Genomic DNA, 11,696 nt, shown 5'->3' on the forward strand with positions numbered 1-11,696 from the left:
TTTATCTGTTTCAACTCTAATCATGGCGCTTATTTTCTCCGATTTAAACAAATTGTTTTGTTAATTCCTTAAACTGGTTCTCATCAAGATGTATGTCTTTTTTAGCTAATGCTGTACCTTCTATCGCTTCTATTTGTGATTCATATGAAGGTGTTTCTGTATCTTGGTATACAATCCCTTTAAGTAATGAATCATATTCAAGCACTTTTTGAGTGACTTTATTTTTATCTGTCATATCGTAATCTTCTAAATCTTCAATACTAGTAAGATTTTCTTTAAACCAATCATAAGTATTTACTTTATTATATGTTACGCATGGTGAAAAGACGTTAACAAACGAAAAGCCGTCATGGTTAATCGCATCTTCTAACATTTTAGTCAATCCTTTAATATCACTAGAAAATCCTTGTGCTACAAACGTTGCACCTGAAGACAAAGCAAGTTCTAATGGCGCAACGTTTTTCTCAATATTACCTTTTGGTGTTGATTTAGTGACAAATCCTTGTGCGGATGAAGGAGATGTTTGGCCTTTAGTTAAACCATAAATTTGATTATCCATGACAATATACGTCATATTCATATTTCTACGTAAGGCGTGAATCGTATGACCCATACCTATGGCATAGCCATCCCCATCGCCACCAGACGCGATAACAGTTAGATCTTTATTGGCCATTTTCACACCTTGAGCTAATGGTAATGAGCGACCGTGAATGCCATGTACGCCGTAAGAATTAACATAGCCAGACAAGCGACCTGAACAACCGATGCCTGTTATAATAGCAACTTCTTCAGGCTCTAAACCCACATTGGCAGCTGCCTTTTGAATGGCTGCTTGAACAGAGAAATCCCCACAACCAGGGCACCAATTGGGCTTCACGTTATTTCTAAAATCTTTAAATGTTGCCACTTATACCAACTCCTTCAAATTTTTAGCAATTTCTAATCCTTTAGTTTCAATTTCTTTTGGTAAGAACGGCGTACCGTCATATTTAGTTTGATTAACTAATTTGTTCCCAACATTCACATTCATTTTTAATATATTAGAAAGTTGTCCTTGATAATTATGCTCAACCACTATCACTTTGGAAGCTTTATCAACTGCTGCTTGTATTGTTTTGCTTGGGAAAGGATGTAATTGTCTAATTTGTAAATGGTTTACATTTAAACCTTGTTGTTCTAATCTTTCCTTACCTTCTTGTATCGCACCTTTAGTTGAAATAAAGCCTAGATAAAGAATATCTGCTGATTCATGCGGCGCGTCGCTTTCTACTGGATCGTTTATTAACAAATGTTCTGTTTTGCGCATCCGTTTTTCCATTTGTTGTTGTCTATTCTCTGCTGCTTCGCTTGTCTTGCCTTCTTCGTTATGTTCGACGCCCGTAACATGATGAATACCACCTTTGACACCAGGTAGTGGTCTTGGCGATATCCCGCTCTCAGTTAATGCATAACGCTTAAAGTATGTTTTGTCATCTTCGTCGCGTTCTATATCGGACTGAATGGTTTCGCCACGATTTATTTCAATTTGGTTATAATCTAAAGCATCTACTGTTTGTTTACCTAATGACAATTGTAAATCGCTTAATACAATAACTGGACATTGATATATTTCAGCAAGGTTGAAAGCTTCTATTGTTAGATAAAATGCATCTTCAGCATCTGTAGGTGCTACAACAATTTTAGGTATATCACCGTGTGTGCCATAAATCATTTGCATAAGATCTGATTGTTCTTGTTTAGTTGGTAATCCTGTAGATGGGCCACCTCTTTGTGTATTGATAATTACAAATGGCGTTTCTGTCATACCAGACAGTCCAATCGCTTCCATCATTAGAGAAAGCCCCGGACCAGCACTTGCAGTAAAAGCACGCACGCCAGCATAGTTAGAGCCAATGGCCATATTTGCAGCAGCAATTTCATCTTCAGTTTGTACGACTGTGCCGCCTACTTTAGGTAAGTTTGCAATCATATATTCCATAATTTCAGAGGCAGGTGTAATTGGATAAGCAGCCATAAATCTTGAACCTGCTGATAATGCCCCTAATCCAATTGCATCATTACCAATCATGTAAAGATGTGGTGAATGATTTGTTTCTTCTAATACGAAATCGCCTTTAACTTCATTTAATTGTTCTGTCATTAAGCGGTGACCTTCATTCAACGCTTCTATATTCATCTCAACGACTTTGTCGCCTTTTTTATTAAACATATTTGTGACTAGTGTTTCAAACGCGCGAATATCTAAATTCATTAATGCACAAGTCGCGCCTACAGCAACCATATTTTTCATCAAAGTAGTACCTAATTCTTTTGCAGTTGCCGTAAAAGGTAAATCAACGAGTTGCGCACGACAGTTTTCTGGCTTTTCTGGTTTAGCCTTACTATCAGCAATAATAACACTATCTTCGCGCATTTCATGATGATTTAATTCAATCGTTTCTTGGTCAAATGCTATTAATATATCTAAATCATCACTAATCGCGTGTACAGGTGATGTAGATACTCTAATTTTATTATTAGTATGTCCGCCTTTGATTCTACTTGAAAAATGACGGTATCCGTATAAATAATATCCTTTACGGTTCATAGCAGTGGCGAAGATTTCTCCAGTGGATTCGATGCCTTCACCTTGTTGACCGCCCACTTTCCATGATACTTGAGCTTTCATATCATCTAGCCTCCTAGTGGTTATAATAATTCATATTTCATCATACCAAAAAAAACCACCCTTTTACTACGAAAAGCGCGGTTTATTTAAAAATTCATACTAATGGACGATTATTTTAAAATGGGTGATCGTCATTAATAAGGATACGTTCTATGTGCGTTGTTTTGCCTTCTTTATTCAAATCTATAATCACACCAGACAAGACACTACGTCCTTCATCAGGCACTACATGCCGTTGAGGTAAACTGGTAATAAAGCGCGTGATGACTTCATCACGATTAATACCGAGAATGCCATCATAATAACCTGTCATGCCAACATCTGTGATATACCCTGTTCCCCCAGGTAAAATTCTTTCATCTGACGTTTGGATATGTGTATGCGTACCAACGACCGCACTGACTCTATGATCTAGATACCACCCCATTGCATTTTTCTCTGAAGTTGTTTCTGCATGAAAATCAACAAATATATAATCAGTTTCTTTTTGCGCTTCAGCTATCAATGCATCCGCCTTTTTAAAAGGGTCATCAATATCTTGCATAAATGCCCGACCCTGTAAATTTATAATCGCTAATTTAATTTCATTAATTTGAATAAAACGCATGCCAACACCTGGCGCTTCGTCCGGAAAATTGGCAGGACGCACCATACGATTAGCATTTTCTATAAAATCATAAATTTGACGTTGTCCATAAGTGTGGTTACCCATAGTTATAAAATCAACGCCTTCTCTTAATAATGACTTATATAATTTTTCAGTCAAACCTTTGCCATGTGCAGCATTTTCTGCGTTTACAATTGTAACGGTAGGACGGTATGTTTGCTTTAGTTTGGGTAAATAATTAGTAATAGCCTCTCTACCTATTTTACCAACAATATCACCAATAAATAATATTCTCATTTACGTGTCATCCTCTCTTAATGCTAGTTTAATTGAATTTATGAGTGATGAAAAGGTGCTTTCAAAAATATTTATAAAAATTCATTTGTTTTAAAAGGTTCGTTAGTGGTAATAATGATAGTAGTTAAGTATCATTTCAAAAAAATTAGGAGTTGTAAGTAAGATATGTCAATCAATATTGATCCACAGCATTTTGCTGATTTAGTTGTTTCAGCTAACCCTGCCAATAGCGAAAAACCAGAAGATATCGCAAAAGAAAGTTTAGAATTATATATCAATGCGTATAGACTCGCCGAACGCTACGCAAATATTTCCACTAATTGTTACGACACCGCTGAAGTAATTAAAGAAGTAAATAACGCAGATCTAGAACTAAAATAATTATATTATTTTAAATGAAAACACTTAGGTCATAAATATGCTAAAAATCAGTAGAAATTCATTTTGAAAATTGAATTTTTACTGATTTTTAGATTAAAGAGGAAGTGCCGTGGGGGACACTATATTTTTAGTTGTCTCGCCTCAGTAAAGATGATAATAAAATAAATGGGCCAAGTTCACACACAAATGCTGTTATGCTACTCACTTAATAAATTAAGAAGTAGCACTTCAGGAAAATTAGCATGGGCGAAAGACTAAAGGGTTGAAAAGTGCCCCAAATGAGAATATATGTTCAAAATCGTAGGATTTTAAATACAGAAATACACCTTCATTCAAAATGAAGGCGTATTTTATTTTGAATACGGGAATTGATCCCCTAAATTTTTTTATGATATCTTTATTTTTTTAATGTTATTGTGTTACGGATAACAATTAAATTAAAAAACTGCCAACAAAGCGATATAACTCTGCTGACAGTCAATGACTAACTTGGTTAAGTTAATCATCCATTATTTTGCGTATTCAATTGCTCTAGTCTCACGAACAACTGTCACTTTTATATGTCCAGGATATTGAAGTTCATCTTCAATTTGGCTCTTAATATCTCTTGCTAAGCGATGTGACTTTAAGTCGTCGATAGTATCAGGCGATACAATAACTCGAATTTCTCTACCTGCTTGGATTGCGAACGCTTTTTCAACACCTTCATAGCTTTCAGAAAGTGTTTCTAGTCTTTCTAATCTTCTAATATAATTCTCTAATGTTTCTTTACGAGCACCTGGTCTTGCAGCCGACAATGCATCTGCCGCAGCGACCAAGATAGAAATAATAGAAGTTGGTTCTACATCTCCATGGTGAGAATGTATAGCATTAATGACTGTATCATTTTCAGCATATTTTTTAGCTAATTCTACACCAATTTCAACATGGCTTCCTTCAACTTCATGATCGATAGCTTTACCAACGTCATGAAGTAAACCAGCACGTTTAGCTAATGTAACATCTTCTCCTAATTCAGCTGCTAACATACCACTTAAGTGAGCAACTTCTATAGAATGTTTCAGTACATTTTGTCCATAGCTTGTACGATATTGTAAGCGACCTAAGATTTTAACTAAATCTGGATGCATGTTGTGTACGTTAATTTCAAATGTGGCTTGTTCACCAGCATCTCTAATAATGTCGTCTACTTCTTTTCGAGCTTTTTCAACCATATCTTCAATTCTTCCAGGATGGATACGTCCATCTGAAACAAGATTTACTAATGCAGTTCTTGCAATTTCGCGTCTAATTGGGTCAAAACCTGAGAGAATGACTGCTTCTGGTGTATCGTCTATGATTAAATCAATACCAGTTAACGTTTCTAGCGTTCTAATGTTTCTTCCTTCTCTACCAATGATTCGACCTTTCATTTCGTCATTTGGTAAATTAACAACAGATACTGTAGATTCTGAAGTATGTTCTGCAGCTAATCTTTGAACAGTAGTTGCTAATAGTTCTTTTGCATTTTTATCGACTGTTTCTTTTGCTTCTTTCTCTTTTTCCTTAACAAGTATTGCAATATCATGTGACAATTCTTCCTCAACTCTTTGAAGTTGCTCATTAGCAGCTTCTTCTTGAGAGAGACCAGAGATGCGTTCTAATTCTTGTTCATGCTTATTTATTAATGACTGAACACTACTCTCTTTTGCATCTACTTGTTGTTGTCGTTCTTCAAGTTTAGACTCTTTTTGCTCTAAAATCTCATCTTTTTTATCTAGTAGATCAGATTTTCGCTCTAAGTTTTCTTCTTTTTGAAGAAGTCGTGCTTCTTGCTTTTGAAGATCACCACGTCTTTCACGAAGCTCATTTTCACTTTGTTCTTTTAAGATTTGATTCTCTTCTTTAGCTTCAAGGAGCTTTTCCTTCTTAACATTCTCTGCTTCTTTATTACCTTGTTCGATAATATCTTCTGCAGTTTGTCTTGCTTGTAATTGCTTTTGATGCAATACTTTTCGGGCAACAACGTACCCTACAACAACTCCGAGAATAATACCTAGCAAAATGAGTAGGAGGTTTAATAAATTCACACAAACACCCCCTTTTTTTCTAGGATTTTGCTCTGTATATCAAATTTAATTCAATATGATTATATGAAGTTATATAAGAATCATACAATGTAATTGTACGGTCTTAAACTAAGAAGTGTCAAGGTGTGCAACTACATTAATTCAATATTTGAATAAGTCCCTAAACACTAAACTTGTTTTAGTTATTGCTGTTACTTATTTCATCTCGTTTTTATATCGTAAATTTTTTTATTTAATTTTTTTCAAAGCTATATATAATCATAAAAAATAAGCGTATATTTAAATATACACGCTTATTTTATCAAGAAAATTTATTATATTTAAAATTTTAAATATAATTTACTCTTCTTTTTCATCAAGCAGAGTACCTTGTGTTTCTTCTTGCTCTTTTTCTTCTACATCTCCATCAAAAATACCTAATGTTTCGCGTAATTTTTGATCAATTTCCTCTTTGATTTTAGGATTTTCTTTTAAATAAAGTTTAACATTTTCTTTACCTTGTCCCATACGTTCACCATTATATGAGTACCAAGCGCCAGATTTATTCACAATTTCATTTTCAACGCCAAGATCGATTAGCTCTCCTTCTTTAGAGATACCTTTACCGTACATCATGTCTACTTCTGCCACTCTAAATGGGGGTGCGACTTTATTTTTAACTACTTTAATTTTTGTTCTATTACCAACAATTTCTTGCCCTTGTTTTAGTTGTTCAGCACGACGTACTTCTAAACGCACTGAACTATAGAATTTCAATGCACGTCCGCCTGGCGTCGTTTCTGGATTACCAAACATAACACCGACTTTTTCACGGATTTGATTGATAAATACGGCTGTTGTATTTGATTTAGAGATGGCACCGGATAATTTACGAAGCGCTTGTGACATTAAACGTGCTTGCAAACCAACATGAGTATCTCCCATTTCACCTTCAATTTCGGCTTTTGGTGTTAAAGCTGCTACGGAGTCAACAACCACAATATCTACTGCACCACTTCTAACAAATGCTTCTGCAATTTCTAAACCTTGTTCACCGTGATCTGGTTGAGATAAATATAAGTTTTTTATGTCGACACCTAATGCTTCTGCATAAACTGGGTCTAACGCGTGTTCCGCATCAATAAATGCTGCAATACCACCATTTTTTTGTACTTCGGCGATTGCGTGTAAAGCTACAGTAGTTTTACCAGAACTTTCTGGACCGTAAATTTCAATTATTCTACCTTTAGGGTAGCCACCCACGCCGAGCGCATTATCTAGAGTTACTGAACCACTTGATACACTTGAAACTTTACGTGCTTCGTTATCACCAAGTTTCATTACTGCACCTTTACCAAATGATTTTTCCATATTTTTAATTACTGTATCTAAAGCTTTTTGACGATCATTATCCAAAACGCTGGACCTCCTAAATGAGATTTATCTCTGTAAAATATCTTAACCATACTATACATTGATTTTAATCTTTCTGCAAGTATTTTGCGAATATTTGTTCGCTTATTATAGTACGCATTCTCTTAAATAGAGAACATACGTACTAAAATTCAAAGTTTTCATTTTCACATTTTATTGTTTAAAATAATTCAATAATCTTATTAACACATGATTTTGAGTCCTATTTTTAATTAAATTCCTTTTTTGAGGCATTTTAAACGACTCAATCGCAATATGCTCTTTTTCTAAAATACCTAAATATACTGTGCCATTTTTTTGGATAACTGAAATGCCTGTTTCAACGTCATACAATGATTTGACTATCCCCGCTGTAATTGAAAGTTGATGCCCAATATCTTCAGTAGTATTAACAAACTGTTCGTGATGCGGCAACATACCTACTAGTTTGTTAGATTCATCATAATCCTTCATTCTAGAATACAATATCCCATCTGTCACTCCATCGTATATGGCAAACGATTGCGTCATATTATCCATAAATGATGCTTCTAATGTAATATCATCTGAGCCATAATAATATTTACCGATACGTGACAATATTTCTTGTTTGACTGGAGCGATGCGTTTCTCACATGCTTGTTTTGTATCACCGTTCGCTGTTAATCGAATATTCACCTCATGTGTTCCTGCTAATGGCGCAATTGTCGGATTAGTTTGTTTATCAATTAAATCGATTAATATGGTTTCAACTTTAGATTCACCTATACCTGCAAAACGTAATAACTCTGAGAAAATAGTACTTTCTCCGTTTAAGAAGTGAGGTAGTAATTCATTTTTAGCCATCGGTTGCATTTCTTTAGGTGGGCCAGGTAATAAAGCGATGCGTTTATCATTTTGTTCAATAAGCATCCCTGGCGCCATACCCACTTTATTATCTAGCACTTGAGCTCCATCTATCACTAATGCTTGTTGTTTATTGTTAGGCGTCATTTCAATATTTTGTTCTTGGAAATATTGTTCTATATATTCAAGTGATTTTGCATCAGTAATTAACTTTCTATCTAATATTTCAGCCACAGTATGTTTTGTTAAATCATCTTTTGTTGGGCCTAACCCTCCCGTAAGAATAACAGCATCATATTGATTTAAAGCTGCTTGCACAGCCTTTTTTAATCTTTCTGGATTATCCCCAACCACGGTGTGTTCGATGACATTATGACCGATATCGTTTAATTGTTTTGATAAATACTGGCCATTTGTATTTGCAATTTGACCGAGTAATAATTCAGACCCAACTGCTATAATTGATATGTTCACAATTTTGCCTCCTCGATAGCAAGTAACCTTTTCTTCAATACGCTTTTTAACCCTTTATATTAATTATAAATCTAAATTAGTTCAAAACCTAAGATTTCGTTTTTATATACATCAATGCTTTCGCTTTTGTTTATATTTTTAGAATAACAAGCATTTTCAGCATCAAAAAACTGGAAATGTGTTGATAAAGACACTTTCCAGTTAAAATTCATTTTACAATTTAAATTACTTTATTTGGCTTTAAATACATCTCTACCTTTATAAAAATATTCAATCCCAGAAAGGATAGTGAAGAGCACACCAATGTATAACAGCACTTGTCCTATAGGGAAGCCAATCCAAGTGGCTAGTGGATCACCTAGCAAAATCCAAACAAGCGCTACCATTGTAACAGCTGTTTTTATTTTACCTAATTGCCCAGCTGCACTTACAAATCCTTGTTCAATTTGTAACAATCGTAAACCTGTTACTGCAAATTCGCGGGCAATAATGATAATAGCTACCCATGAATTTGTTAAGCCTATTTCTACAAGCGCAATAAGTGCGCTTGAGACTAATAACTTATCTGCTAAGGGGTCTAAAAATTTTCCCATATTTGTAACAAGCTGCCACTTTCTTGCTAAATAACCGTCTGCAAAGTCACTTAATGACGCAATGATAAAGATAATACCACTAATTAACAATTCAATTCTTATTTCATATCCGCCAACAAATCTCACGTTACCAAAACCAAAATCTAATAACGCAAATAATAGAAATACTGGAATTAATATAACTCTAAAAACAGTTATCCAATTCGGTATATTCATATGTAGTGTCCTCATTTCTATATATAACTTAATACTGCGCTGCTGTTTTTACAAAAATAATACTGCTAATATCCATAGTATCGCAGTAATAATAATAACAAGACTTATAATAACTGCTAATTGTAAGGGTTCTTTATTTTTACTACGATACGTCGGCTGATTACCAGAAGAAAAAGCTTCCATCGTTTGTTTTAAATTATTGTCATGATTGGGAATTTCATCTCTGTGTGCATGAATAAGCTGTTCCGAATCAATATTCACAGCTTTTGCATATTTTCGTATGAATCCTTCAGCATAATCTGCATTTTTAAGTGAATCAAAATCATTATTTTCAATTAATGTTAATGTTTGGCGCTTTATTTCTGTTCGATTTTCTAATTCAGTTAACGTCATACCTAGTCTTTCACGACGCCCTTTTAAAGTTTGACCAACTAAACTCACGATGTTAGTCCTCCTCAGTATTATCCATCACTATTCAAAAAATCCAAAACCACCGCCAAAAACATCATCTCCGAAATCAAGGTTGTTTTTACTTTTTACAGTTTGTTTTTTCATTTCTTCATAATGGATTTCTTGATTTTTGTTTTCTCTTAATTCAATAATATAATCAAAATCGCTCATTTCATAATCACTAGTTTCTACAAATAAATCCGGGTGTTCTACTACTTTAATTGCCGGTAAACTCATCACTTCTTTAACTAACTCTTGATGTTTTTGGTTAGATTCTCTTCCTGTGACTGCACCATCAATGATATATACATGATCAGAGTCATATTCCCCTTTTATCAACGAGCTACGGACTGTTTGTTTAATTAAAGTGGAACTAATAAACAGCCAACGTTTGTGCGCACAAACACTACCTGCAACAATGGATTCTGTTTTACCAACTCTAGGCATACCTCTTATACCTATTAATTTATGCCCCTTTTCCTTAAATAGTTCTGCCATAAAATCTACTAATAAACCTAAATCTTCTCTTTCAAAACGAAACGTTTTTTTATCATCAGCATCTTGTTCTATGTATCTACCATGTCGTACTGCTAAACGGTCTCTCAATTCAGGCTTACGTAATTTAGTAATAGAGATATCATCAATTTCAGTAACAATATTTTCAAACCTGCTAACCTTTTCCAGATTATCAGATTTAATTAATAAACCTCTACGGCCTTCATCTATGCCATTAATCGTAACAATACTGATACCCATCATACCTAGCAAACTAGAAACATCACCTAATAAACCAGCTCTGTTCATTGTTATTTCATATTCTAGATACCATTCTTTTTTTGTAGCAACTGTCATGGAATACGCACCCCTTAGTTTATAAATAACAGCGATTGGTTTAAATTAATATCAATCAAGTTTATTACATTTAATGTATGATATTAATATTATATCATTGAATGTTTCATAGGTGGTTTATTTTTTCTATTACATTTAAATTTATAAATACCAAGCACCATTCACTTTTTGTACAGTGCCAGTAACGCTTTTAGCTAATGGATTACAAAGGTAACTACATGTATGTGCTACCTCTTCAGGTTGGATAAATCTTTGTTGAGGTAAATCTTGAGTTAACGTTTCAAGTTCGTCTTCTCCCCAAACTTTAAGCATATTACCACTTACAAAACCAGGCGCAACCGCATTCACAGTTATTGAAGTCATCGATAACTCTTGGCTTAACGCTTTTACAAAACCGATTTGAGCCGCTTTCATCGCTGAATATATTGTTTCCATGCTTGCGCCTGTCTCTCCCCATATGGAGGAAATAACTATAATTCTACCATTGTGACTTTGTCTTAATTGATCTATAAAGTATCTACAAATCCTAATAAATTGTCGAACGTGTATTTGATAATGTTCGTCAATCATTGTATCTGTCATCTCTTGTAATTGGCCGTAAAGCGCAGTCCCACTTGCATATATAAGACAATCTAAGTTTTTAATAAAATTGAAATAGCTGTCAAAGTTAACTACTTGACGTAAATCACATTGTACAAATTGTACTGGGCTATATTCAAATTGGAATTTCAGTTGTTCAATATTTGCAGCGTTATAATGCACAATAACCTCATAACCATCCTCTAATAAACGATTAACAATCGCAGACCCTATCGATCCGGACCCACCTATGACTAATGCTTTCATTA

Annotated in this window: 11 protein-coding genes; 1 reads left to right on the top strand and 10 read right to left on the bottom strand. The window is 34.3% G+C overall.

What is annotated here, in order from left to right; translation table 11 throughout:
- Window positions 1-43: 43 nt before the first annotated feature.
- From IEU88_RS07330 to IEU88_RS07340, 3 genes are all read right to left on the bottom strand, one after another.
- A complete protein-coding gene (locus tag IEU88_RS07330) occupies window positions 44-910 on the bottom strand; it encodes a 2-oxoacid:ferredoxin oxidoreductase subunit beta (RefSeq protein WP_103373195.1) in 867 nt (288 codons plus the stop codon).
- A complete protein-coding gene (locus IEU88_RS07335) occupies window positions 911-2,671 on the bottom strand; it encodes a 2-oxoacid:acceptor oxidoreductase subunit alpha (protein WP_103373196.1) in 1,761 nt (586 codons plus the stop codon).
- Window positions 2,672-2,786: 115 nt separating this feature from the next.
- On the bottom strand, window positions 2,787-3,575 hold the full coding sequence (locus IEU88_RS07340; protein WP_096810028.1) for a TIGR00282 family metallophosphoesterase: 789 nt from the start codon (window positions 3,573-3,575) through the stop codon (window positions 2,787-2,789).
- 165 nt (window positions 3,576-3,740) lie between these two features.
- On the opposite strand from IEU88_RS07340, the gene IEU88_RS07345 reads away from it, so the two are divergent.
- Window positions 3,741-3,956: a hypothetical protein gene (locus tag IEU88_RS07345; protein WP_096810030.1), complete on the top strand. Its 216-nt coding sequence runs from the start codon at window positions 3,741-3,743 to the stop codon at window positions 3,954-3,956.
- A gap of 509 nt (window positions 3,957-4,465) precedes the next feature.
- Here the strand turns inward: IEU88_RS07345 and rny are convergent.
- From rny to ymfI, 7 genes are all read right to left on the bottom strand, one after another.
- Window positions 4,466-6,025 (bottom strand): ribonuclease Y, encoded by a 1,560-nt coding sequence (gene rny, locus IEU88_RS07350; RefSeq protein ID WP_096810032.1) that lies wholly within the window; start codon window positions 6,023-6,025, stop codon window positions 4,466-4,468.
- Window positions 6,026-6,364: 339 nt separating this feature from the next.
- Entirely contained in the window at window positions 6,365-7,420 is a 1,056-nt protein-coding gene (recA, locus tag IEU88_RS07355) for a recombinase RecA (protein WP_096810034.1), read from the bottom strand.
- A gap of 171 nt (window positions 7,421-7,591) precedes the next feature.
- Entirely contained in the window at window positions 7,592-8,737 is a 1,146-nt protein-coding gene (locus tag IEU88_RS07360; RefSeq protein ID WP_103372874.1) for a CinA family nicotinamide mononucleotide deamidase-related protein, read from the bottom strand.
- A gap of 230 nt (window positions 8,738-8,967) precedes the next feature.
- A complete protein-coding gene (pgsA, locus tag IEU88_RS07365) occupies window positions 8,968-9,546 on the bottom strand; it encodes a CDP-diacylglycerol--glycerol-3-phosphate 3-phosphatidyltransferase (RefSeq protein ID WP_103372875.1) in 579 nt (192 codons plus the stop codon).
- A 48-nt stretch (window positions 9,547-9,594) separates the two neighbouring features.
- Window positions 9,595-9,987 carry a helix-turn-helix domain-containing protein gene (locus tag IEU88_RS07370; RefSeq protein ID WP_096810040.1) on the bottom strand — a complete coding sequence of 131 codons (393 nt, stop codon included), beginning with the start codon at window positions 9,985-9,987 and terminating at the stop codon, window positions 9,595-9,597.
- 30 nt (window positions 9,988-10,017) lie between these two features.
- Window positions 10,018-10,848 (bottom strand): DUF3388 domain-containing protein, encoded by an 831-nt coding sequence (locus tag IEU88_RS07375; RefSeq protein WP_096810042.1) that lies wholly within the window; start codon window positions 10,846-10,848, stop codon window positions 10,018-10,020.
- A 141-nt stretch (window positions 10,849-10,989) separates the two neighbouring features.
- Window positions 10,990-11,694 (bottom strand): elongation factor P 5-aminopentanone reductase, encoded by a 705-nt coding sequence (gene ymfI, locus IEU88_RS07380; protein WP_096810044.1) that lies wholly within the window; start codon window positions 11,692-11,694, stop codon window positions 10,990-10,992.
- Between the last annotated feature and the right edge of the window lie 2 nt (window positions 11,695-11,696).

Origin of the sequence: Staphylococcus nepalensis (assembly GCF_014635045.1) — a bacterium.
Classification (GTDB): domain Bacteria; phylum Bacillota; class Bacilli; order Staphylococcales; family Staphylococcaceae; genus Staphylococcus; species Staphylococcus nepalensis.